This is a genomic window from Nocardiopsis sp. NPDC101807 (genome assembly GCF_044766605.1).
Lineage (GTDB): Bacteria > Actinomycetota > Actinomycetes > Streptosporangiales > Streptosporangiaceae > Nocardiopsis > Nocardiopsis tropica.
In genome coordinates this window covers 392325-415631 of the sequence record NZ_JBIWMK010000006.1, presented here as the reverse complement: position 1 = coordinate 415631, position 23307 = coordinate 392325, and the positions used below count along the sequence as shown (strand labels likewise).

General features: G+C 72.9%; 23 protein-coding genes and 1 tRNA gene. 12 read left to right on the top strand and 12 right to left on the bottom strand.

What is annotated here, in order from left to right:
* Window positions 1-103: 103 nt before the first annotated feature.
* Window positions 104-454, top strand: coding sequence for a metallopeptidase family protein (locus tag ACIRPH_RS20695; protein WP_267947004.1), 351 nt, complete (start codon window positions 104-106; stop codon window positions 452-454).
* 332 nt (window positions 455-786) lie between these two features.
* Window positions 787-2112 carry an MFS transporter gene (locus ACIRPH_RS20690; protein WP_402916659.1) on the top strand — a complete coding sequence of 442 codons (1326 nt, stop codon included), beginning with the start codon at window positions 787-789 and terminating at the stop codon, window positions 2110-2112.
* A gap of 177 nt (window positions 2113-2289) precedes the next feature.
* Here the strand turns inward: ACIRPH_RS20690 and ACIRPH_RS20685 are convergent, their stop codons facing one another.
* From ACIRPH_RS20685 to ACIRPH_RS20665, 5 genes are all read right to left on the bottom strand, one after another.
* On the bottom strand, window positions 2290-2550 hold the full coding sequence (locus ACIRPH_RS20685; protein WP_402916657.1) for a PspC domain-containing protein: 261 nt from the start codon (window positions 2548-2550) through the stop codon (window positions 2290-2292).
* 254 nt (window positions 2551-2804) lie between these two features.
* Entirely contained in the window at window positions 2805-4439 is a 1635-nt protein-coding gene (locus ACIRPH_RS20680; RefSeq protein WP_402916655.1) for an MDR family MFS transporter, read from the bottom strand.
* Between the two features lie 53 nt (window positions 4440-4492).
* On the bottom strand, window positions 4493-5107 hold the full coding sequence (locus ACIRPH_RS20675; RefSeq protein ID WP_402916653.1) for a TetR/AcrR family transcriptional regulator: 615 nt from the start codon (window positions 5105-5107) through the stop codon (window positions 4493-4495).
* 145 nt (window positions 5108-5252) lie between these two features.
* Complete coding sequence (locus ACIRPH_RS20670) at window positions 5253-5639, bottom strand: PPOX class F420-dependent oxidoreductase (RefSeq protein ID WP_330161284.1); 387 nt, start codon at window positions 5637-5639, stop codon at window positions 5253-5255.
* Window positions 5640-5857: 218 nt separating this feature from the next.
* The gene (locus ACIRPH_RS20665; RefSeq protein ID WP_402916650.1) at window positions 5858-7066 is read right to left on the bottom strand and encodes a sensor histidine kinase; all 1209 of its coding nucleotides are present in this window, start codon (window positions 7064-7066) and stop codon (window positions 5858-5860) included.
* Window positions 7067-7292: 226 nt separating this feature from the next.
* On the opposite strand from ACIRPH_RS20665, the gene ACIRPH_RS20660 reads away from it, so the two are divergent.
* Window positions 7293-8051, top strand: a complete 759-nt coding sequence (locus ACIRPH_RS20660; protein ID WP_402916648.1) for a class I SAM-dependent methyltransferase — start codon at window positions 7293-7295, stop codon at window positions 8049-8051.
* A 70-nt stretch (window positions 8052-8121) separates the two neighbouring features.
* On the opposite strand, the gene ACIRPH_RS20655 is transcribed toward ACIRPH_RS20660, so the two are convergent.
* Window positions 8122-8679 (bottom strand): nuclear transport factor 2 family protein, encoded by a 558-nt coding sequence (locus tag ACIRPH_RS20655; protein WP_402916646.1) that lies wholly within the window; start codon window positions 8677-8679, stop codon window positions 8122-8124.
* Window positions 8680-8734: 55 nt separating this feature from the next.
* Window positions 8735-9070, bottom strand: coding sequence for a hypothetical protein (locus ACIRPH_RS20650; RefSeq protein WP_402916644.1), 336 nt, complete (start codon window positions 9068-9070; stop codon window positions 8735-8737).
* 176 nt (window positions 9071-9246) lie between these two features.
* Between ACIRPH_RS20650 and ACIRPH_RS20645 the strand changes: the two genes are divergently transcribed.
* Window positions 9247-10044, top strand: coding sequence for a helix-turn-helix transcriptional regulator (locus tag ACIRPH_RS20645; RefSeq protein ID WP_402916642.1), 798 nt, complete (start codon window positions 9247-9249; stop codon window positions 10042-10044).
* Between the two features lie 116 nt (window positions 10045-10160).
* On the opposite strand, the gene ACIRPH_RS20640 is transcribed toward ACIRPH_RS20645, so the two are convergent.
* Complete coding sequence (locus ACIRPH_RS20640) at window positions 10161-10967, bottom strand: NADPH-dependent F420 reductase (RefSeq protein ID WP_402916640.1); 807 nt, start codon at window positions 10965-10967, stop codon at window positions 10161-10163.
* Between the two features lie 185 nt (window positions 10968-11152).
* Here ACIRPH_RS20640 and ACIRPH_RS20635 point away from each other — a divergent pair, with 185 nt between their 5' ends.
* Entirely contained in the window at window positions 11153-11314 is a 162-nt protein-coding gene (locus tag ACIRPH_RS20635) for a hypothetical protein (protein ID WP_402916638.1), read from the top strand.
* A gap of 181 nt (window positions 11315-11495) precedes the next feature.
* Here ACIRPH_RS20635 and ACIRPH_RS20630 read toward each other — a convergent pair.
* From ACIRPH_RS20630 to ACIRPH_RS20620, 3 genes are all read right to left on the bottom strand, one after another.
* Window positions 11496-11568: transfer RNA gene (locus tag ACIRPH_RS20630), tRNA-Lys, on the bottom strand.
* Window positions 11569-11917: 349 nt separating this feature from the next.
* Window positions 11918-13396 carry a serine hydrolase domain-containing protein gene (locus tag ACIRPH_RS20625; protein ID WP_402916636.1) on the bottom strand — a complete coding sequence of 493 codons (1479 nt, stop codon included), beginning with the start codon at window positions 13394-13396 and terminating at the stop codon, window positions 11918-11920.
* A 239-nt stretch (window positions 13397-13635) separates the two neighbouring features.
* Window positions 13636-14874 (bottom strand): serine hydrolase domain-containing protein, encoded by a 1239-nt coding sequence (locus ACIRPH_RS20620; protein WP_402916634.1) that lies wholly within the window; start codon window positions 14872-14874, stop codon window positions 13636-13638.
* A 502-nt stretch (window positions 14875-15376) separates the two neighbouring features.
* Here ACIRPH_RS20620 and ACIRPH_RS20615 point away from each other — a divergent pair.
* Window positions 15377-16213: an alpha/beta fold hydrolase gene (locus ACIRPH_RS20615; protein WP_402916632.1), complete on the top strand. Its 837-nt coding sequence runs from the start codon at window positions 15377-15379 to the stop codon at window positions 16211-16213.
* Between the two features lie 56 nt (window positions 16214-16269).
* On the opposite strand, the gene ACIRPH_RS20610 is transcribed toward ACIRPH_RS20615, so the two are convergent.
* Entirely contained in the window at window positions 16270-16890 is a 621-nt protein-coding gene (locus tag ACIRPH_RS20610; RefSeq protein WP_402916630.1) for a TetR/AcrR family transcriptional regulator, read from the bottom strand.
* Between the two features lie 70 nt (window positions 16891-16960).
* On the opposite strand from ACIRPH_RS20610, the gene ACIRPH_RS20605 reads away from it, so the two are divergent.
* From ACIRPH_RS20605 to ACIRPH_RS20580, 6 genes are all read left to right on the top strand, one after another.
* On the top strand, window positions 16961-17539 hold the full coding sequence (locus ACIRPH_RS20605) for a GNAT family N-acetyltransferase (RefSeq protein ID WP_402916628.1): 579 nt from the start codon (window positions 16961-16963) through the stop codon (window positions 17537-17539).
* An 11-nt stretch (window positions 17540-17550) separates the two neighbouring features.
* Entirely contained in the window at window positions 17551-18933 is a 1383-nt protein-coding gene (locus ACIRPH_RS20600) for an amidohydrolase family protein (RefSeq protein WP_402916626.1), read from the top strand.
* Window positions 18934-19466: 533 nt separating this feature from the next.
* Window positions 19467-19874 carry a hypothetical protein gene (locus tag ACIRPH_RS20595; RefSeq protein WP_402916624.1) on the top strand — a complete coding sequence of 136 codons (408 nt, stop codon included), beginning with the start codon at window positions 19467-19469 and terminating at the stop codon, window positions 19872-19874.
* Window positions 19875-20476: 602 nt separating this feature from the next.
* A complete protein-coding gene (locus ACIRPH_RS20590; RefSeq protein WP_402916622.1) occupies window positions 20477-21280 on the top strand; it encodes an ABC transporter ATP-binding protein in 804 nt (267 codons plus the stop codon).
* 26 nt (window positions 21281-21306) lie between these two features.
* On the top strand, window positions 21307-22140 hold the full coding sequence (locus ACIRPH_RS20585; protein ID WP_402916620.1) for an ABC transporter permease: 834 nt from the start codon (window positions 21307-21309) through the stop codon (window positions 22138-22140).
* Between the two features lie 23 nt (window positions 22141-22163).
* Complete coding sequence (locus ACIRPH_RS20580) at window positions 22164-23282, top strand: ABC transporter substrate-binding protein (RefSeq protein ID WP_402916618.1); 1119 nt, start codon at window positions 22164-22166, stop codon at window positions 23280-23282.
* Window positions 23283-23307 lie beyond the last annotated feature (25 nt).

Sequence of the window (23307 nt, the reverse complement as noted above, 5' to 3'; positions counted from 1 at the left end):
CCCCATCATGCCGCTGACGGGGGTCGATCCCAATATTTCCTCCCTTTCCAGAGTGTTATGCCGCCCGGGGGGCCGCTTCCCTCCCCCACCGGCAGGCAGCACAATGGCAGGCGTGGTGGAACTGACACGCAGGGCCTTCGAGGAGCTCGTCGCCGACGCCCTGGACGAGATCCCGACCGAGCTGTCCCGGTTGATGGACAACGTGGTGATCAGCGTGGAGGACGAGTCCCCCGACGGCCTGCTCGGCCTGTACGAGGGCATCCCGCTGACCGAGCGCGGCGACACCTACTTCGGCGTGCTCCCGGACCAGATCTTCATCTACCGTCGCAACATCTGCGCGATCTGCGAGACCCCCGAGCAGGTGGTGGAAGAAGTCCTGGTCACGGTGGTGCACGAGATCGCCCACCACTTCGGGATCGACGACGCCAGGCTGACCGAACTGGGGTGGGGCTGAGCGGGGCCGCCGAAATCCGAAACTCCGGCCGCTTTTTTCGGTACGGGGTCCCATTTTCAGTGCTCTGCGTACACACCCGGGAACGACTCGCCCGCGCCCGACACGCCGGGCCGACGCGGGGATCGCCCGTGTACATATTGTCACCAGCAAAAACGTTCCGTACACGACTTGGACGGGAGATTGCCGAATCCACCCGTCGTCCATTACCCGCAGCAACGAATCAGACACGAATTTGCCCAAGTGGCTTGCGAGGAAGCCCGCCTTCCGGAACGGTTGGTTATTGAGACACGACACAGCGTGATTTCAACCCTGTAACAGTAAGGGAGTGCCGGGTGGCCAATCCGCGCCTCGACAACACACCTGACAACGGAGACCACGAGTCTTCGAGCGCCCCCGACAACGCGACCCCCGCCGGCCCGGGCAAGGACGACTGGCGGAGCAGCTACCGCGACGTCATGGCGATCGGCGAGTTCCGCGCCGTCTGGCTCGCCCACGCACTCTCGATGATCGGCAGCAACCTGCTGAACATCGCGACCAGCATCCTCGTCTTCCAGGTGACGGGCTCCGCGCTCGCCGCCGGCGTCACCCTGGCCCTCACCTTCCTGCCGCCGATCATCAGCCCCCTGATCGCGGGGCTCGCCGACCTCTTCCCGAGGCGCAGGGTGATGATCATCTGCGACCTCGCCCGCGCCGCGGTCATCGTCCTCATCGGCATCCCCGGCATGCCGATCTGGGCGATCTGGCTCCTGCTGTTCTGCTCGGTGCTGCCGTCGATCCCGTTCGCGGCGGCCCGCGCGGCCATGATGGCGGAGATCATCCAGGGCGAGCGCTACGTCGCGAGCACCGCGATCATCCAGCTGACCTCGCAGATCGGCATGCTCGCCGGGCTCGTCGCCGGCGGTGTGATCGTGGCGCACGTCGGACCCAACATCACCGTGATGTCGACCGGGATCCTCTTCGTCCTGTCCGCGGCGGTCGTGCTGATCGGGGTGAAGACCCGCCCGGCGCCCCGGGGGGAGAAGGAGGAGCGGCCCGGGTTCGCGGCCATGACGCGCGACGGGGCCAAGCTCGTCTTCGGCGACCCGCGGCTGCGCACACTGGCGCTGCTCGCGTGGCTCGCCGGCCTCTACATGATCCCCTACGGGCTGGCCAACCCCATGGCCGCCGAGATCGGGGCCGGGGCCGCCGCCGCGGGGTTCATCATGGCGGGCTCGTCGATCGGCGCGTTCCTCGGCGGGTTCGTCCTCACCCGCCTGATCCCGCCGCCGACCCGAATGCGCCTGCTCGGCCCCCTGGCCGTCCTCACGTCGGTACCGCTGCTGCTCTGGCTGTTCGACCCGCCGCTGTGGCTGATGGTGACCGCTCTGGCCCTGTGCGGCGTCGCGGGGTCCTACCAGTTCGTGGCCAACGCCGCGTTCGTGCTGTGCGTGCCCAAGGAGGGCCGGGGACTGGCCTTCGGGCTGGTCGCGTCCGGGCTCCAGGCCGCACAGGGCGTCGGCATCCTGATCGCCGGGTTCTTCGCCGAGTTCTTCGGCACCGGCGTCGTCATCGTCTCGGCCGGTGTGCTCGGGGTGGGCTTCGCCGTGCTCCTGGCGATCCCCTGGTCACGGCTCTCGGGGGAGACCATCGCGCGGATGGACGCCACCGAGCGGCCCTAGGGCGCCCTCCGGCGGGCGCCGCCCGCCTCTCCCGGCGGACCGGTGTCCGGCCGGACGCGCCCTAGCGCTCGCCGCAGCTCTCCACGGAGGGTTCGCGGGCCTCCTCGGCCTCGCGTTCCTCCCGTGGGGTGCGGAGCTCACGTCGTTCCCAGCCCGGGTGTGCCCTGAGGGTCCACATCAGTTCTCGCTCGGCTTTCCCTGGAAGTTGCGGATGATCTGCTCCAGCATGGAGCGCTGCTCGCCGGCGGCCGGCATGACCAGCCAGGCCAGGATGTACACGAAGACACCGCTGAACCCGAAGAAGGTCAGTACCACGAGGACCAGTCGGACGAGGTTCGAGTCGACCTTGAGGAACTCGGCGATACCGCCGCAGACACCGGCGAGGTAGCGGTCGGTCCCGCTGCGCCGGAACCGCTTGCTCTGGTAGTTCTCGTTCATGTATCCACCATGCCCGCTCCCCACGACGATTCCCATCGGGGAGAGCCCTGGCCCTCCCCTGACATCCCCCCGACCCCCTGGAGGGGCGGCCGGGGGCGTCCGGACACCCCCGTGAAGGGTTCGACGGGACGGAGTCCCACGGCGTTCCTGAGGCGTGGGGCACATTCGGCCGGAACGGGGCCGGGCCGACCCGTACGGCGGCCCCCGAGGGCGGCGCGGCCGCCCCGGGGAAGGACCCGGGCGTCCCCCCGGGGTCAGTCCCTCCCGGTGGGCAGCTCCTCGGCGGTTCCCTCCGCCCGGCCGGGCGTGCCGGGCTGCCCGGAGCCCGTGTCCCCGCCGCCCCCGGCGCCTGCGTCCGCCCCGGGCCCGCCGGACTCCGCGGGGGCGTGACCGGGGAGGCTGGTGCCCAGGGGCTTCTCCGAGATGAACCAGGAGAGCACGAAGCCGGCCAGGGCCACGGGCACCGCGTAGAGGAAGATCGGCGGCAGCGCCCCCGCGAAGGCGTCGACGACGAACTCGCGCTGCGGCGCCGGAAGGCCCTGGAGCATCTGGGGGGTCATGGAGCTGATCCCGGCCTCGCCGCCCTCGAACTCCACGCCGCCGGGAGCGCCCTCCATCCGCCGGTTGAGGCGGGACACGAAGACCGAGCCGAACACGGCGATGCCGAAGGACGCGCCGATCTGGCGGAAGTAGTTGTTCGCCGACGTCGCGGCCCCCAGGTCGCGGCGGGGGGCGGTGTTCTGGACGATCAGCACGAGGTTCTGCATCACCATGCCCACGCCCAGCCCCAGGACCAGCATCGCCGTCCCGTTGAAGGCGTAGGGGGTGTCGGCGGTCATCCGCGACAGCAGGACCAGGCCCACCGTGATCAGGGCGGTGCCGATGACCGGCCAGTGCTTGTACCGGCCGGTCCTGGAGATGAGCCGTCCGGTGGTGATGGTGCTGGTGAGCATCCCGGCCACCATCGGGAGCATGAGCAGGCCGGACTCGGTGGCGGAGGCCCCGCCGACCATCTGGAGGAACGTGGGCATGTAGGCGACCGTCGAGAACATGGCGATGCCGACGGTGATCCCCACCAGTGCCGTGAGGACGAAGTCCCGGTCCCGGAAGAGGCGCAGGGGGATGACGGGGTCGGCCGCGCGCCGCTCCACGAGGACGAACAGCAGGCCCGCGACGAGGGCGCCCGCGCCCAGGCCGATGATCTGCGGGCTGAGCCAGGCGTAGGCGTGCCCGGCCCAGCTCGTCGCCAGCACCAGGCAGACGCTCGTGGCCGCGAGCAGAGCCGTGCCCGCGTGGTCCAGGCGGGGCCGGGGGCCGGTCGGCCGGGGCAGGTGGACCACCGCCAGCGCCGTGACCAGCGCCACCGCCCCGAGCGGCAGGTTGATGTAGAAGATCCAGCGCCAGTCGAGCTGGTCGGTGAAGAACCCGCCGAGCAGCGGTCCCGCGATGGCGGAGACGCCGAACACCGCGCCCATGACCCCCATGTACTTGCCGCGTTCGCGGGGCGGGACCACGTCGGCGACGATCGCCTGGGCGCTGATGATCAGACCGCCCCCGCCGATGCCCTGCACGGCGCGGAAGACGATGAGCTGGGTCATGTCCTGGGCCAGGCCGGACAGGACCGACCCCAGCAGGAACACCGCGATCGCGAAGACGTACACGTGGCGGCGGCCGAAGACGTCCCCCGCCTTGCCGTAGACGGGCATGCCGACCGTGGCCGCGAGCATGTAGGCGGTGACGACCCAGGAGAGGCGTTCCAGGCCGTCGAGCTCGCCGACGATCGTGGGCAGGGCGGTGGCGACGATGGTCTGGTCGAGCGAGCCCAGCAGCATCGTCAGGATGATCGTCAGGAGGATCCAGCGCAGCCGGGTGGGGCCGGGGGTGGTCATAGAGGGTTCCGTTCGCCTTCGGGAGACCTGGGAGGGACGGCTCGCCCCGGAGCTCAGTCCTCGCGCGCCGGGGGCGCGAAGGCCTCTCCGAGGTGGCGGAGCGCCTCGCGGATCTTGGCTCGGACGTCCGCGGGCTCCTCGCTCTCCGAGTAGTGGAGGCGCTTCATGGTGTGGCGCATCACCGCCATGCCGGCCGCCGCGAGGAGCTGCGGCCGGTCGTCGTCGGGGCCGGCGCCGGTGCGCTCGGCGATGGCGCCGGCCAGCTCCACCTCCACGTTGTGGAAGCGGGCGAGCAGCCCGCGCACGAGCTGGGGTTCGCGTTCGGTGAGCTTCTTGCGCAGGAGCATGTCCGCGCGCTGGGTGGCGAGGTCGTCGGTGCTGACCAGGAACGTGATCAGGACGGTGATGAGGTCCTCGACGAAGTCCCCCGTGGGGCCGCCGTCGACGAACGCCTGCCGCACCTGCTCGTCGGGGGTCGCGGGGACGTCGCCGAGGAGGGCCTCCTCCTTGGTGGCGAAGTAGTTGAAGAAGGTGCGCGTCGAGACGTCGGCCTCCAGGGCGATCTCCTCGACCGTCACGTTCTCCAGGCCGCGTTCCAGGGTGAGGCGTATGCCCGCCTCCTGGAGTGCGCGGCGGGTCGCCTGCTTCTTCCGTTCCCGAAGTCCCACGGTGGTCCTCCCCGTACACGGCCAATCCTTGCGGACCGTGCAATATTTCTCAACGAGTGTGCTCCTGGGCGGCGCGGACGCCGCACGCGTCGGGGAGCGCGCGGCCCCGCCGGAGCGGGGCCGCGCCCGTGTCCTGCCGACCGCCCTACCGGCCCACGAAGCGTTCGGGCCGGACGTAGACAATGACACGTTTCTCGGAGGGGTCGCCCCAGGGGTACGGGGTGCCCATGTACTTCTGGGACATCTCGTCGATGAAGGCCTTGTCCGTGTCCTCCTCGATCCGCTCCACCTCACCGCGGACCTCCACGTACATGTAGGGGTCGTCGGGGTCGGTGGCGGACACCGCGATCCGCCCGTCGCGCCGGAGGTTGTGCAGCTTCTGGCGGGTGGTGGTCTGGCTGAACCTCAGGAACTCGCCGTCCCAGTCGATCCACACGGGGCTCGACTGGGGCTGCCCCTCGGGGCCGAGTGTGGCCACGTGCCCGAACGCGGGCTTGCGCAGAACCGCCTGCTGCTTCTCAGAGAACGCCATGCCGCTCCTTGGTCGTCGATGCTCGGCCGGTCTTCCGACTGTCCGAGTACACCAACAGTGCCCGTCCCGCGCGCGGCGACGCGCCCGGGACCGCGGGTCCGCGCCCCGCCGCCGGACGGCCCCCACGTGGCCGGACGGCCCCGGACCGGCTGTCCGGGACCGCGCCCGCCCCGGCTCGGCCGACGGGCCCGCCGTCCCCCGCGACGACGCCACTCCGCTCAGGCGCCGGCGGTCTCCAGAGGGGTCTCCAGGGGCACTGCCGCCAGGACACGGAACCCGCCGTCCGCGGTCGGTCCGGCGGCCAGCTCCCCGCCCAGCGCGTCCGTCCGGGCCCGCATGCCGGCCACGCCGAGCCCGCTCCCCGACCCCACCGTGCCGGGCCGGGAGCCGGGTCCGTTCACCACCTCCAGCAGGAGCCGCCCGGTGTCGCGGTCGGCGTCGACGGTGAGCCGGACCGGCGCCCCGGGCGCGTGCCTGCGGGCGTTGGCCAGGGATTCCTGCACGACGCGGTGGACCGCCGCCTGCACCGGCCCCGGCAGCCCCTCCAGCCCCGCCTCGACGCGCACCTCGGCCGTTCCCCCCGCCGCCCGGTGACGGTCCAGCAGGGTGTCCAGCTCCCCCAGCCCGGGCGGTGGGCACAGCGTGACCGCGTCCGCCGGGTCACGCAGCATCCGCAGTGCCTCCCGCAGTTCGTCTCCGCTCCGGCGACCCGCCGCGGCCAGTCCGTCGGCCTGGGCGCGCGCCCATGCGGGGAGTTCGCCGCCGCGGGCGCGCAGGGTCTCCGCGTGCACCACGAGCAGGGTCAGCGAGTGCGCGACCGCGTCGTGCATCTCACGGGCGATCCGCGCCCGCTCCCGCAGCGCGGCCCGCTCCTCCCGCAGCCGCCGCGCGCGCGTCGCCTCCGCCGTCCTCTCCTCGGCGGCGGCCAGCAGCTCGCGACGGGTGCGCGCGGCGAAGCCCATCGCCCACGCCAGCGGCATCGGGGCCAGCACGGCGAGGACGCCGAAGCCGCCGTCGAACCCGCCGCCGTCGAACGCCGGCCGGTTCACCGCCAGGCCGGCCAGGAGTATCGCGCTCCCGGCGCCCGCCGCCAGCACCGTGCGTCTCCCACCGGCGCAGCGGCTGCCCAGGCCGTGGAGGAGCACCGCGAGCGGCAGGAGGACCAGCGGGGTCAGCTCGACGCCCTCGACCGAGCTCCCCACCAGCGCCGCAACCAGCGCTCCGAGGGCGGCGACGAAGGCCGTGGCCGGCAGCCGCCGCCCCACGAGGACGGCGGCCACGGCCACCGCCCCGCAACAGGCGAACCAGGCCCACGCCGTGCCCGTCGTGTCCACGTACGCCTGCGACACCAGCGGCGGCGCCAGCGCCAGCACCACGAGACCGGCGTCGACGCCCCGCGCCGGCCGGCGGCCGAGTATTCGCTTCATCCCGCGACAGTAGAACGCGGCACGGCCGGAACCCGTCATCCCTCGGAGCGAGTTCCGTCGGGGTGTCGGCCCCGGGTGCGGGCCGCCGGGGAGCCGGGCCGCCGGACGACGTGCCGGTGGCAGCGGTGGAGCCCGCGGCGGTCCCGCCCCCGGCGGCCGTGTCCGGTCCCGGCCGGACCGCGGACGGGACCTGTCCGACGGGTCGGGGGACCACTAGGCTCCGGCCATGGACCGAGGAACCGGCACCCCCGAGACCCCCGTCAGGCCCGATGCTCCGGACCGGGTGAACGACTACGACGGCTTCGCCGAGGCGTACGCGGCGGAGAACGAGAACAACATCCAGAACGCCTACTACGAGCGGCCCGCGATGGTGGCCCTCGCCGGGGACGTGGCCGGACGCCGGATCCTGGACGCCGGCTGCGGCGCGGGCCCCCTGTCGGCCGCCCTGCGCGACCGCGGCGCCGTCGTCACCGGCGTCGACGCCAGCGCCGGGATGCTGGCGCTGGCCAGGCGGCGGCTCGGTGACGGCGTGGACCTGCGCGTGGCGGACCTGGGCGACCCCCTGCCGTTCGACGACGACGCGTTCGACGACGTGGTCGCGTCGCTGGTGCTGCACTACCTGGAGGACTGGGGGCCGACGCTGGCCGAGATGCGGCGCGTGCTCAGGCCGGGCGGCCGGTTGATCGCCTCGGTGCAGCACCCGTTCGTGGACTACGCGATCCAGGACCCCCGGCCCGACTACTCCGCGACCACCAGCTACTCCGACGAGTTCTCGTTCAGCGGGCGGTCCGTCACGCTGAAGTTCTGGCGCCGACCGCTGCACGCGATGACCGACGCCTTCACCGCCGCCGGATTCCGCCTCTCCGTCATCAGCGAGCCGCAGCCCGACCCGGCCGCCCGTGAGCTGTTCCCCGACGACTTCCACGCCCTGTCCACGCAGATCGGCTTCCTGTTCTTCGTCGTCGAGGCGCCGCCGTCGCCCTGAGACCGGTCGGCGACCGCCCCCGGGTGAGCCCCCGCCCGGTCAGGGCCGCCGCCCGCCTCGGCCGGGACGCTCACCGGCCCGCGCGGGCGGAGAGCCCCGGCGAGAGCATGCGGCCGACCGCGCGCAGCAGGGCCCGGAACTCGGCCCCGTTCGGGCGCACGCCCAGACCGGCGTACATCAGCGCGTTCCCGTACTCGGCCATGAGGACGATCCGACCGTCCTCGACATCGAACCGCGTCACATAGGTGTTGCGGTAGGACCGGCCCGTGCGCGCCACGACCATGTCGCCGACGCCGTGGAAGAAGAGCTCGCCGCCGTCGGGCGAGACGATCCACCTGTGGTCGCGCCAGCGCAGCGGGGAGAACTTGTCGAACAGGGCGCCCGTGTACGCGAGGACCTCGCCCCTGCCCTTGACGTCGGCGACGCAGACGCCCCGCTTGCGGCCCGCGACGATGTCGGCGACGCCCCGGGGGGTCGTGGCGCCCCCGGCGTGCATGAACAGCTGCCGTGCCTCGCCCGCCAGGGTCCGGGCCACGGCGTCGATGTCCTTGGCCTCGACGGCGCGGATGAACTCCTGGGCCACGGCGAGCCCGGTGTGGGTGACGGGAGTCGTCTTCTGGTCGTCCATGAGGTTTCCGATCGTCGTGCGGGTGTGCGGGTGTGCGGGTGTGCGGAGATCCGGTTCAGGCGTCCCAGGACAGCAGGGGCTCACCGAACGTCGTGGGGATTCCGAAGGAGGCGAAGCGGGGCGTCCACCACCGCGTGAACGCGGACTCGTAGGCCAGGAGCCGCTCGGAGAAGTCGGCCAGGTCGACGCCTTCGTCGAATTCGAGGTAGACGATGAACTCCGCGCCGCCGTCCTCCCCGGGCTGGAGCCACATCCGCTCCCGGTGGTAGCCGACCTCGCGGGCCCGGGCGTCCAGGCCGGGCAGGTGGTCCCTGTTCAGGTCGGCGAGGAGGTCCCGGAACTCCTGGACCCGGTCCTGGGGGATCGTGAAGGTCCACGCTGTACTGGTCATGCCCTCTCCTCGGCCCCGGGCGGTCCGCCGCATGCGCGGGGCGGTCCTGGTGAACCCGGTTCGTCCTCGATGATCCGGGAGGCCGGGCGGGGCAGGAAGGCCGAGCCGAGGGTGGTACCGGCAGGACCAGGTTCGCCCGCCGGCACAGGGCGCGGAGGGCGGGGACAATAGGGGGCATGTCGAGCAGCGATCGAACCGAGTTCGGGGCGTACCTGAGGCGGCGCAGGGCCGCGATGAGCCCCGCGGAACCTCGGACCGGCGTGCGGTCCTCCCGCCGACGGGTTCCGGGGCTCCGCCGCCAGGAGGTCTCCGACCTGGCGGGGATCTCGGTGGAGTACTACACACGCCTGGAGCAGGGCAGGGCGCCCCGCCCCTCGCGCGAGATCCTCGCCTCGCTGGCACAGGCGTTCGGTCTCTCGGACGCCGAACGCGCCCACCTCTTCCGGCTGGGCGGTGAGCCCCCGCCCGGGCCGGCCTCCCCCGCCCCGGTCATCCGCCCCGGGCTGCTGCGCCTGCTGCGGGGCCTGGACGAGACGATGCCGGTCACCGTGCACGACGGGCGCCTGGACCTGCTGGCCCGCAACAAGGCCGCGCAGGAGCTGCTCGGGAGCTCGTTCGGCGACGGACCGTTCGACCGCAACATCGCCTACCAGGCCTTCACGACCGACACCCTGGCGCGCCTGCTCGGGGACGAGGGTTCGGAGCGCTTCCTGCGGGCCGCGGCCGCCGAGTTCCGGATAGCGCTGAGCCGGTACCCCGACGACGCCTACCTGCGGTCCCTGCTCACCGAGCTCACCGCGACCAGCCGGAGCTTCCGCGACCACTGGGAGGAGGGGGAGGTCGGCGCCGCGAGGTCTGCGGTCAAGCGGATGCACCACCCGACCCAGGGGTGGTCCCGCTTCGACATCGAGGTGCTGCACGACCCCGAGCGGGACCACTGGATCATGCTCTACACGCCCCAGGACGAGGAGTAGTCCTCCGCCCTCGGACCGCACACCCGGCCGCCGGAGGGTGGGGCGGGCACGCGCGGGGCGGGCTCCGGGTCGTCACCGCGGCCGGTCGGATCCGGTCCCGGAGCCCGTGTACGGAGCTACCTCCTCCACGTCCCGGCGGCGGCGAGCTCCAGGAAGACGGCGACGTGAGCCGGCGGGAGCCCTTCCAGCGTCCCGCCGATCGGCGACGGGCGCTCCGCCTCGCCGATCAGCTCCCGCGCGGCTTCCCGGGAGAGGGGCTCGCCCGGGTGTTCCAGGTAGAACCTCTTCTCCTCGTCCTCCGTCAGCCCCTCGGGAATGGCGGGCGCGTAGGGCCAGAAGTAGATCGGCGTTCCGGGTTCGACACGCCAGCTGTCGGCGAGCGGACCCGCGTCGACCACGTCGTAGCCGACCGCCTCCATGAAACGCGTCACGAGTTCCTTGGCGGCGTCGTCGTCGCCGGCGACGGGCAGCGTCGTCCGTCCGGGATCGCCCTCCGGCCGGGCGTTGAAGGACAGATGGTGCCAGTCGAGGTTGTGGAAGGCCTTGACCACGGTCGAGCCCTCGAGGTGTCGCTGCACGAGCTCGCTCGACGTCAGTTCGGCGTTGTCGAGGTCGGCTCTGCGCCACCCGGCGGCGGGGTAGTAGTTCGTCTGGTCGATGACCACCTTCCCGGCGAGCTTGTCGGCGGGAAGGGCCTCGAACCGCGCCAGCGGCAGAGGGAGCGCGACGAGGTCTCCGGCCCCGATCGCCTCGTCGACGGTGGCCGCGCGTGCGAGCGGGCCGAGCTCCTCGACCAGCGCGGAGAGCGTCTCAGGACCTCGCGCGTTGCTGAGCACGACGTCGAACCCCGCCGCGACGGCCAGACGCGCCAGCCCACTGCCGGCCAGGCCGGCGCCGATGATCCCGATCGTTCGTGTTATCACGGATTTCCTTCTCGTAGGGGCGGCGGGAGCCCGCCGCCGGGTGTCACGCGCCGTGCCCACCGGGGCGGCGAAGCGCGCTGTCCACGAGTCGATGTTCGGATCTCCCGCGAAGGGGCGCCAGGCGACCTTCTCGCTATGACTCCGGGTACCACCCGGTTCCGGGAGGGGCGGCGCATACTGGGGGCATGCGTACTCGGACCGAATTGGGCAGCGCCCTACGCGCGTGGCGGGGGCGCGTCGGCCCTGCCGACGTCGGCCTGCCGGTCGGCGGGGGTCGTCGGGTTCCCGGACTGCGGCGCGAGGAGCTCGCCGTGCTGCGCGAACGGGTGGCCTCGGCGGCGCGCTGACGGGGTTTCCCGTCCGCGGAGACCGCGGCGCCGCGTGTGCCGTCATCGTTCCGGGAAGGGCGAGCCTGCTCTCGGCCCGTAGGCACAGCCGGAGCCGGAGAGCGCGCCGGTGAGTGTCCGGACGGCCCCGGGAACGACGAAGGGCGTCCCTTGCGGAAAGGAACGCCCAGGTGGGGAAGGGTAGGCCCCCAGGGGCTCGAACCCTGAACCCACGGATTAAAAGTCCGTTGCTCTGCCAATTGAGCTAGAGGCCCTCGGCGACTCCCGGGCATGCTGCCGCCCGTCGCCAGAGGCAACTCTACCCCAGCGGTAGGCCCTTCGTGCTGCCGACGGGACCCCGCGCGCAACGCGCCTGATCACCGTGCCGCCACGCGGCCCCGCTCGCGCCGGGGAGGCCCGGAAACCGCCCGCCGGGCACCCCCGGACCCGAACCCGGCGACCGGCCGCGCCGGGGAGGCGGCTCCGCGAGGCGGGCCTCGCGCCCGGCACCGACAGCTGATAGATTCGTACATGCGTTCTAATCGTGGTGGGGGAAGACCACGACGCAGACGCGGGGGCGTCACCGGTCTCTCGGCGGGAGAGCGGTGACGCCCCTCTTCTGTCTCAGGGCCGCGACGCCCGCGCGGGGACGGCCCCGGCCCGCCGCGCGCGGACGTCGGCCCACGTGCGGAGCACGGCCGAGGCGACGCCGGCCGCCGCGGCGACGGCGAGGGAGAGGGCCACGTCGGGCGCCCACGCGAGGGCCCCGTCGACCCCCGTCACCGCGAGGAGGACGGCCCCGGCCCCGACGGGAAGCAGTCCGGGAAGGATCCGGAACGCGGTGGCCGCCCAGGTGGGCGGGGCGGCCGGGGTGCGCGGCCGGCGCAGCGCCGCACCCGCCCCGGCGGCCGTCGCCGTCAGCCACACGGCCAGGCCGGTGGCGGCGGCGACGGTGAGCAGGTAGGCGGTGCGGGACGGGCCGCCCACCGGCTCAGGTGCGCCCGCGAGCATGGCGGAGGCCCCGAACAGGACGTCCATGCTCGCCGCGTCGTGCAGGAGCCCGTGGGAGTTCTGCTGCATGACGAGGGCGAGGCCGCGCTCGGGGAGCAGGAGCAGCAGGGCCGAGTAGCCGGGCGCGGCCCCGCTGTGCCACACGGCCCCGTCCAGCGGGGCGTCGAGCCCGCCGACGCGCCACCCCAGGCCGTAGCCCGTCCCCTCCCCGTCGTCCGTGGTCTGCTCGCGGCTCATCTCCTCGAAGGAGTCCGCCGACAGGACGTCCCCTCCGCCCCGGAGGTACAGGGAGGCGAGCGCCGCGAGGTCGTCGAGGTCGCCGCCGAGGTAGCCGTAGGCCGCCCCGTGGGGGTCGAGGCCGGTCGCGGCCGGCGCGGTGGCCCCCCAGAGCGGGAGGTGTCCGGGGGCCAGGGCGCGGTCGCGGGCCGAGGCGGGGTCGGTGATCGCACCGTCCGCGCCCGCCGGTTCGAGCACGGCGTCGCGGACGTGGTCGGAGAAGGGGACGCCGGTGACGGACTCGACCACGGCGGCGAGGACCAGGTAGTTGGCGCTGGTGTAGGCGTACTCGCCGCCGGGGGGCGCGAGGGGCCGGATCCGGTCCAGCGCCGGGAGGCGGTCCGCGGGCCGCGGGCAGTCCCCCCGGCAGTCGGAGACCGCGAAGGCCGACGAGGGCGGCAGGCCCGAGGTCTGGGCGAGCAGGTGGCGGACGGTGGTCTCCGGGGCGTGCGCCCCTCCGAACCGGAACTCCGGCAGGTGGTCGGCGACCGGGTCGTCCAGTCCGAGGTCGCCGTCCTCGGCCAGGGCGAGGACGGCGGTGGCGGTGACCGGCTTGGCCACGGACCCCCACAGGAACGGTGTCCCGGCCGTGACGGGGCCCCGTCGCCGTCGGCGCCCCACGCCGCCCGGTGGAGGGGCCCGTCGGGTCCGACCACCGCGTAGGACAGCCCGGGTGCGCCGGTCGCCTCCATGCGCCTCTGCACGTAGTCGTCGATCGCGGCGTAGGGGTCGGCGGGGTCCCGTGCGCCGTCGGCCGCGGCGGGGACGCCGCCGGCCGGGGCGAGGAGCAGTGCCGCGCAGAGGGCGGCGGCCCATCGCGGGGCGGGGCGGGCGGGACGGCGGTTCATGGGGGTCTCCACGGGTGCCTTGATAACCGTATGGACGTATGACAATAACCGTATATACATACTGTTATCAAGGCCGAGGCCGGGCGCCGCCCGGACCCGCACCGGGATCCGCGGTGCGCGCACACGGACCGCCCCGGACGCGACAGCGCCCGCCGGGATCCCGGCGGGCGCTGTCGCGTCGGTGTCCGGTCGGGCGACCGGGCGGCCTCAGAAGTAGATCGGGGTGAGGTCCTCCGTCGGCCAGGCGCCGACCTCGCCGATCGCGTCCCACAGGTTCGGGTCGATCACGCCCCAGTCGAGATCGTCGCCCTCCTTGCGCCGGTTGAAGAGCGCCACGACCGTGTAGCCGTTGCTGCGCGCCAGGAAGGTGTAGGTCCCCGGCATGCTCCCGGTGTGCCAGGTGTTCTCACCGCCGGAGGTCGGGCGCACGGACCACCCGAGGCCGTAGTGGGTCGCCCCGCTCCCGGTCTCGGGCGCGGCGAACACCGTGTCGATGGACTCCGGCGTCAGAACCCCCGCCTCGTCCGGGGTGTCGTAGACGGTGCAGAACCGCGCGAGGTCGGCCGCGGAGGCGACCCAGCCGCCGTTGCCGAGCTGGATCTCCAGGTTGAACCCGCCGTACGGGTAGGGGACCTGGGCGCCCGACATGTCGACGGCCGACGTGGACGTGTGCCGGGATTCGTACCGGACCTCGCCGGCCTGGTCCCGGGAGAGCGACCGGCCCGCCCTCATCCGGGCGATGTCCACCGCGCCCAGGACGTCGGAGACGACGTGGTCCTCGAAGGAGGTCCCGACCACCCCGGCGATCGCCCGGGAGACGAGCAGGTACCCGTAGTTGCTGTACGCGTAGGTCGTTCCGGGGTCGTGGTCGAGGGCGGCCCCGCTGACGTAGGAGACGACCTCCTCCTCCCCCAGCGGCAGGTCCACCCCCATGTCCCGGGAGATGGCGATGGTGCTCCACAGGGGGTCTCCGGAGAGGTCCCTGTCCCATCCGCCCAGGTGCTGCAGCGCCCGCCGGACGGTCACCCCGCCCAGACGCGGGTCGGCCGTCCCGCCGGGCAGGGGCGACAGGTCGACCAGGTCGGCCAGGGGCGCGTCCAGGTCGAGCCGGCCCTCCTGCGCGAGCCGCACGGCGGCCGTCGCGGCGATCGGCTTGCTCAGGCTCGCGATGCGGAAGACGTCGGTCTCCCCCGTGGTCGCGACGCTGTCGTCGCCCCACGTGTAGCCGCGCGCCAGGGCCAGCTTCCCGTTCCGCGCCACGGCGAGCGACCCCGCACTGATACCGCGCGCCTGCATGTAGTCCTTCATCACGTCGTCGAAGTGCGCGAGCGGGGCCACGTCCTCACCGGTGACCCTCCAGGTGCGCTCGGCCGCGGACGCCGGGCCCGTCCCGAGCGCTCCGGCGGCCGCGACGGCGACCCCCGCCGCCCCGGAGAGCCCGAGCATTCCGCGCCGCGAGAGCTTTCCGGGAAATGCGGGTGCTGCGGGGGAAACGGCACGGTCGGTACTGCGACCTGCGGCAGGGGAGAACATACGACCTCCGGGGGAGAACGACGGCGGGTATCCGTGTGCGGCACGCGGGACGCCCTCCACCTGGGCATCCCTTCGACACAGAAGGCGCACGGTACCCATGTCGAGCACCGGTGACAACCGCGAACAAAAGGCCTGTCTTTTCACGGAACCACCACCGTCGAGAACCGGGGGAAAGCGGCGAGAAATGGCGGCGAGGCGAACGAAAAGCCGTTCTTCTCACCTTTCCCCGGTGCGGACACGGATCCGGACGACACACCCGAGCGGCCCCGGCGACCGGGGCGTCGGCCGCGGGCCACGTCCGGAGGAGCGCCCGCGACGGGCCCGGACCGGCCGCCGCCGGACCGATTCCTTTTCCGGCGGACCGCCGTCACACGGTCCGACACGACGGCGCAGCACCAGGATCGGAGCAGGACACATGGGCTCGAACAGCAAGAGCGGGACCTCGGCGGACTCCGCGGTCGTCTCGGCGGACGGGACGCGGATCGCCTTCGAGCGCCTCGGCGAGGGAAGACCGGTGGTCCTCGTCTCCTCGGCCCTGGCCGACCGCGGGGACACCCGGAGGCTCGCCCGCCTGCTCGCCCAGCGGTTCACCGTGGTCAACTACGACCGGCGCGGCCGGGGCGCGAGCGGCGACGCGAAGCCCTACGCCGTGGAGCGCGAGATCGAGGACATCGCGGCGCTGATCGCGCACGTCGGCGGCTCGGCGTCGGTGTTCGGCAGCTCGTCCGGGGCGGTTCTCGCGCTCCGTGCCGCCGTCGCCGGGGCGGGTGTCGGCCGGCTCGCCCTCTACGAGCCGCCGTTCTCGGTGGAACCGGGCGGCTTCGGCCCCCCGGCGGACCTCCCCGCGCGTATCGACGCCCTGCTCTCGGAGGGACGGCGCTCGGACGCGGTGCGGGAGTTCATGACCGGGGCGCAGGGCATGCCGGGGTTCATGGTGGGGCTGATGCGGCTGATGCCCAAGGAGTGGGCGAACCTGACGGCGATGGCGCACACCCTGCCCTACGACATCGCGGTCATGGGCGACACCCAGCGGGGGAAGCCGCTGGACGCGGACGCGTGGTCGACCGACGCACGGACACTGGTGCTGACGGGCGGCAGGAGCCCGGCCGGGTTCCACAGGGCCGCGGAGGGGCTGGCGGGGGTGCTCGGCTCCGCCGAGCACCGCGTGCTGCCGGGTCTGAACCACGGCTCGGTGATGACGGCGCCGAAGCGGCTCGCGCCCGCGCTGGCGGAGTTCTTCGGCGGCCGCTGACCCGCCGGGGGCGGGCCGGGGCCCGCCCCCGGGAACGGCAGGGACGCGGGCCGGGTTCAGGCGCGGCCCGGCGCCGCCTCACCCTCCGCGTCCCGCGCCGCTCCGGGGGCCGGGGGCAGCAGCGCCCGGATCGCTGCGGCGAGCCGCGTCCCATCCGCCGTCTCCCCTGGCGAGACCAGGCTCTGCGCCATCACACCGGGCACCAGCGTCAGCATCAGCGAGCCGACCGTGCCCTCCTGCTCGTCCGTCACGTGTTCCACCGGCACGCCGAGCACGACGGCGGCCAGCCCCCGGCGCGCGAGCCGGTGGGCCCCGGCGAGCTGGTCGCGGAGTTCGGGCATGCGGTCGAGCTGGGCCAGGACCTCGAAGTTCGCGGCCACCATCGTGCGGACGTCGCCCAGGGAGCCCACGAGCCGGTTCATCGTCTCCTCGAACCTGTCGACCGGCGCGGCTCCGCCGTCGGCCTCGGACAGCACCGCGAGCACCCGGTCCGACCACTCCCCCACGACGGCGATCATCGCGGTGGTCAGCAGGACCTCCTTGGACCCGTAGTGGTAGCCGATCGACGCCAGGTTCGCCCCCGAGGCGGCCACGATGTCGCGCGAGGTCGTGCGGGCGTAGCCCTTCGTGTACAGGCACTGCTTGGCGCCCTCCAGCAACTGCTCCTTGTGTCCCATGCACCCCACCCTAACCTCTTCATATACAGGCGTATTGTACAAACGTCATATACATACGTATGATCGGCTCATGATCGAGATCCGCGAACTCCCTCCCTCCGACGAGGGGCGTGCGGCCGCCCTCATCGCCGAGGCGATGGACTCCGAACCCGTGATGGCCTGGATGATCCCCGGAGCCGAGGAGCGCCGCACCCTCCTCCCCGGCCTGATGCGCGCATTCGTCGCCGCCGCGCTCGCGACCGACCGGGTACTGGTCGACGGGACCGGGAGCGCCCTCGCCCTCTGGTCCCACCGCGCGGGCCCCGCACGGCCCCCGCGCGAGGAGGACCTCCGGGCGCTCCCCCCGGCGTACGCGCCCCACGCGCCGCGGATCGCCCTGCTCGCGCGGACCCTGGAGGACCGGCATCCGGACGGCCCCCACCTGTACCTCTCGGCGATCGGCGTGCTGCCCCACGCCCGGGGCCGGGGTCTGGGCTCCGCCCTGTTGGGCCACCGCCTCGACGGCGCCGCCCTCCCCGCCTACCTGGAGGCCGGCACCGAGCGGAGCGCGGCCCTCTACGCCCGGCACGGGTTCGCCCCGCTGGGCGCCCCGGTCACCCTGCCCGAGGGACCCACCGTCCACCCGATGTGGCGCGAGCCCAACCCATGAGGAGAAGACCAGTGCAGGCGTACACCCATGTGACCGTGATCGACTCCACCGGCGCCCCGGCCGCCCCGGACCGCACCGTCCTCGTCGAGGACGGCGTCATCACCGCGGTCGGGCGCACCGCGGAGGTCCCCGTGCCGGAGACCGCGTCGGTGGTCGACCTCACCGGGAAGTACCTCATCCCGGGCCTGGCGGACATGCACGTCCACAGCGACATCGAGGACGAGCGGATCGTCCCCGCGCTCTACCTCGCGAACGGCGTCACCACCGTGCGCGAGATGTGGGGCGGTCCCCGGGTCCACGACTGGCGGCGGCGCATCGGGGCCGGAACGCTGTCGGGCCCCCGCTGGGTCGTCGGCGGCAACCTGGTGGACGGCTCCCCCTCCCTGTGGGAGGACATCCCGGGCCCCGCGGCGCCCACCGTCGTCAAGGGCGTCCAGGACGCCCGCCGCGCCGTCGGCGAGACCCGCAACGCCGGGGCGGACTTCGTGAAGGTCTACTCCCGGCTGGACCGCGAGTCCTACCTCGCCCTGATGGAGGAGGCCCGGCGCGAGGACATCCCCGTCGTCGGCCACCGCTCGGACCTAGTGCCCTTCGTGGAACAGGTCGAACTGGGCCAGCGCTCCTTCGAGCACGTCCACGGCCTGTGGCCCGCGCTCTCCCGGGACGCGGCGCAGATGGAGGCGTCGATGGCGCGGATCTCCCTCGAGCCCGACACCTACTACTCCAGCTGGTTCCGGCAGATCAACGAGGTCGAGTGGGAGTCCGTCAACTCCTACGACTCCGCGGCGGCGGCCTCGGTGTTCGGACGGCTGGCCGCCAACGACGTGGCCCTGTGCCCCACGCTGGTGATGCACGAGAAGGTGGACCTGCCGGAGCGGGCCGGGCTGGACGACCCCCGCCTGCGGTACCTGCCGCCGTACATGCGCGAGATGTGGAAGTACGTCCTGGAACAGGTCTACACGCGCGGGCGCGGCGCCGCCGAGGGGGCCCTGCGCCGCGAGCTGTTCGAGCGCCGCCGGGAGACCGTCGTCGCGATGGACGCGGCCGGGGTGCGCCTGCTCGCGGGCACCGACCCGCTCACCCCGGGCGTCCTCCCGGGGTTCGGCCTGCACGACGAGCTGGAACTGCTGGTGAGGTCCGGTCTGAGCCCCGCACGGGTCCTGCGGATCGCGACCCTGGAGGCGGCCCGCTTCCTGGGCCGCGAACAGTGGTCGGGCACCGTCCAGGCGGGCAGGGCGGCCGACCTCGTGGTGCTGGACGCCGACCCCCTGGCCGACATCCGCAACACCACGCGGATCCACGCCGTCGTGGTCGCGGGCAGGTTCGTCGGACCCGGGGAGCGGCAGGCGCTGCTCGACACCGCCGAGCGAGCGGCGGCGGTCCAGGCCGCCTGACCCCGCGGGCCGGGTTCCCGGGCGCACCGGGGACCCGGCGCGACCGGGGCCTCCGGCCGCCGCGCCCCGCCCCCGCGGGGCACCGCCCCGCGGGCCCCGCTCCCGGCCGGAGGGGGCCCCGCGGCGCCCGGAGCGGGATTCCCCGGTCTCGATTCGAGGTCAACCGGTGATCCCACTTTTCCTCCCGCAGGCCGGGACACGCCCTGAACTGGCCTTTTCCGAAGACCATGGGAAACGGCAATAGCAGAGCCCTTTTCCATGACATCCGAGCACAGCGGAAGCCGCCGATTTCGGTTCGTGCCGTCCGACCTGCGAACCTACGGGAAACCTCGCCCCGAGCCCCCAGCGGAGCCTTCCCCGGCGGAGATAATACGCCTGTGAGACGCGACACGAATCCCTTCCATAAAGTCCCAGGTAGGACCCTGCGAAGCACGTGGATTACCCGCCCGGAACGACGCCGCCGCGATGACTATGGGGCTTCTGTGCACTAAAGTCTTCCTACCATGGCGTATTCAGCGAGAAGTCCGTCGACGGTGGTCACGACCCGACCGGTCCGCCAGGGCGACCCCGGCCTGGCCGAGGCCCTGTCGGCGCACCTGGGCATCGAACTCACCCCCCGCGAGTTCACGCTGCCCGACGGCACGAGGATCGGCGTCGACTGCGCCGACGGGGGCCACCCCAGCCTCCTGGTGCAGTTCACCCCGCTCCAGGGCCCGGTCAAGTCGACCCAGCGCAACAAGGTCATCGCCGACGCCTTCAAGCTCGTGTGGCTGCGCGACCACCACTTCCCGGACGCGCACGTCCTCCTGGTCCTCGGCGAACCGCTCGCCCGGCTGTTCGGGCGGGGGGCCTGGCTCCCCGCGGCGTTCGCCTCCTACAGGATCACCGTCGCCCTGGTCGACGAGCATCACAGGATCCGCACACTCGATATCAGTACGTGATGAACACTTCATAACGTGTTAATCGATTAACCCTAACGTTCCACGCGTCAAACCCCGCGGGCCGCCGCATTCCATGCTCCCACCCGCTCTCCAACGAACGTCTCCGGTCCCCGGTTCGCCGTGCCCGGAGGCAGTCATCCCCGGAGGGTGTTCATGGATGTCCCGCCCGTCGCGCATGCGCGCCTCGCGTGCGCGCCCGCGCGCCGCCGCGCGCCACATGCGCGCGCGACCCTTTCCCGCGCCGACGAAGCGCCCCCGGCCCACGCGTCCCCGATTCCCACCGGGCGCCCGGTCCCCCCTTTCCCCGCTTTCCCCACGTTCCGCACAGCCGTTCCCGCTCCTCGACGGCCCTTTTCGCGCACTCCCGACCGACGCTCCTCCCGTTACCCGGGAAACACCCATTCACCCGAGCGCCACCGTGTGCGATCATCCGATCACGCATACCGAGGAGCAGGAATGACACCGCCGCCCACCGACCCGTCCGCGCACGGCGCCGCCTCGCGAGCGCCCGCAGCGGTTCCGCGCCTCCGGCTCCCCGCGGGGACCGGACGCCTCCCCCGCCTCCCCCTCGGAGAGCGGACGCCGCGGCACGGGGACGCGGCGTGAGCGGCGACAGGATCGAGGTACGCGGGCTCACCAAGGCCTACGAGGGCGCGGACCCGCTCCGGCCGGCGCTCCACGACGTCGACCTGGAGATCCCCCGGGGCCGCTTCGTCAGCCTCATCGGCCCCAGCGGATGCGGAAAGTCCACCCTGCTTCGCGTGGTGGCCGGGCTGGAGCGGCACGACACCGGAACCGTCTCCGTGTTCGGGTCGACCCCCCAGCGCATGGCCGCCGCCAAGGCCGTCGGCCTCGTCCCCCAGTCCCCGGCCCTGCTCCCCTGGCAGAACGTGCGGCGCAACGTGTCCCTGCCCTCCCGCGTCAACCGCCGGGCCGGCCGGGGCAGCGAGGACCCCGACCTGCTGCTCCGGATGGTGGGCCTGGAGGACGCCGCACGCAAGTACCCCCACGAGCTCTCCGGCGGCATGAGGCAGCGCGTCGCCATCGCCCGCGCCTTCGGCATCCGCCCCGACCTGCTGCTGATGGACGAGCCCTTCTCCGCGCTGGACGAGTTCACCCGTGAGGCGCTCCAGCTCCAGCTCCTCGGACTGTGGGAGCGCATGTCCACGACGGTCCTGTTCGTCACCCACTCGGTCCGCGAGGCGGTCACCCTCTCCGACACGGTCGTGGTGATGTCCGCCCGGCCCGGACGCGTGCACGAGGTGCTGGAGGTCGACCTGCCGCGCCCCCGCGACCGGGACGCCGTGGCCGGGCCCCGCCTGCACGTCCTGGAGGACAGGGTGCGCGCCTCCCTCCAGACCGCCTGGGAGGCCGGAGCCGCCCCCGACGACCTCATCCCCCTGTGAGCACCGCACCGAGAGGAGGAACGGCCATGGCCACCGAGACCCCCGCCCGTCCCCGTCCCGACCGCGAGGAGGGCCCGAGAGGGACGGCCCCGCGGGTACGCCGCCGCCTGTTCGGCATCGGGCTGTGGATGCCCGCCACCGTGGCCGTGCTGCTCTGCGGCCTCGCCTGGACGGCGGTCGCCGAGGACCAGCCCTACCTGCTCCCCCCGCTCCCGGAGGTGGGCACGGTCCTGGTGGAGGACCCCGGCCTGTTCCTCGGCAACGCGTGGTCCACGCTCCAGATCGCGCTCCTCGGCGTGTCCTTCGGAGCGGGCACGGCGTTCGTCCTGTCCCTCGTCATGTCCGAGGTGCCGGTGGTGCGGCGCGCGATCATGCCGCTGGCCGTCGTGCTGAACGTGACACCCGTCGTCGCGCTCGCCCCCGCCCTGGTGGTCGCGTTCGGGTTCGGCATGGCGCCCAAGGTGATCGTCACCGCGATCATCACCTTCTTCCCGGTGCTCATCAACATGACGACCGGGCTGCGGTCGGTGCCCGTGCCCGTCCTGCACGTGTTCTCGACCCTGCACGCCTCCCGCCTGGAGGTGCTGCTCCGGCTGCGCGTCCCCAGCAGCCTCCCCTACGCCCTCGCAGCACTGCGGGTGGTGTTCCCCCTTTCCATCGTGGGCGCCGTGGTCGCGGAGTTCGTCGCCGCCGGGTCCTCCAGCGGACTCGGCACGATGATCCGCACCTCGGCCGCGACCGCCCGCCTGGAGTACGTCTACGCGGCCATCGCCTGTCTGGCCGCCATGGGCGTGCTGATGCTCGCACTCATCACCGTCCTCGAACGACGACTGCTGTTCTGGCACGAGTCGCAGCAGTGACGCACACACCCGAAGGAGCCCTCGTGGCACTCCCCCCCGCCTCCCTCCCCCGGCCCCGGATCCGGCGCGCACGCCCCGCGGCCGCCGCGGCCCTCGCCTCGGCCCTCCTCCTCACCACCGCCTGCGCGGGTGAGGAGGCGACCGAGGAGCCGGCGGACGTGGCCACCGTGATCGACGAGGAGCGGTGCGAGACCAACCGCGCCGCCGGACCCGTCACCTACATCACCGGCTACCAGTACCAGGCCTCCGTGAGCATCCTGGAGGCCGTCGCCGCCGACGCCCTCGGCTTCTTCGACGCCGTGTGCCTCGACGTCGAGATCCAGCCCGGCACCGGCGACACGATCGGCAACTCCCAGCTGGTCTCGGCCGGTACGGCGCACTTCACGTCGCTGGGCAACGAGGCCGAGGTCCTCCAGGCCAACGACGCCGGCCACGACGTCATCGGCATCTCCACGTACGGGCACGTCCCCATCGCCACCCTGCTGACGGGGACCGGCATCGAGGAGCTCGGCGACCTGGAGGGCACCACCCTCGGCCACAAGGGCATGCTGCCCGCCCCGCTGGAGGCCATGCTCGTCGCCGACGGCGTCGACATGGACGCCATCGAGATCGTGGAGGTCGGCTACGACCCCAGCGTCCTGCCCCGCGACCAGGTGCAGGCCCTCACCGGGTTCCGGTCCAACGAGCCGTTCCTCCTCGCCGACATGGACGAGGAGTACAACGAGTGGCTCCCCGAGGACTACGGGGTCGTCGGTTCGTTCGGTGTGATGGCCACGCACCCCGAGTGGGCCCAGGAGAACCCGACCGTGGTCGAGGACTACCTGCGCGCGATCGCCCAGGCGTTCTCGTACTGCCAGGAGAACGGCGAGGAGTGCGTCGGGTACGCCGCCGACCTGGCCGAGTCCGGGTACGACGTCGACCACAACCTGCGGGTGTGGAACGCCGAGCACGAGCTGGTCACCTCGTCCACGCCCGACGACGCCCCTCCCGGGTACATCGACCTCAACCTGACCGAGGCCGAGGGGGAGACCCTGGTGGACAACGGCCAGCTGGACGAGCTGCCCGACCTGGAGCCCCTGTTCGACCCGCGCTACCTGGAGGCCGTGCACGTCGCCACCGAGGTCTCCTGGCCCGCCGAGTAACGGGCACGGGCAGGACCCGCCGCTC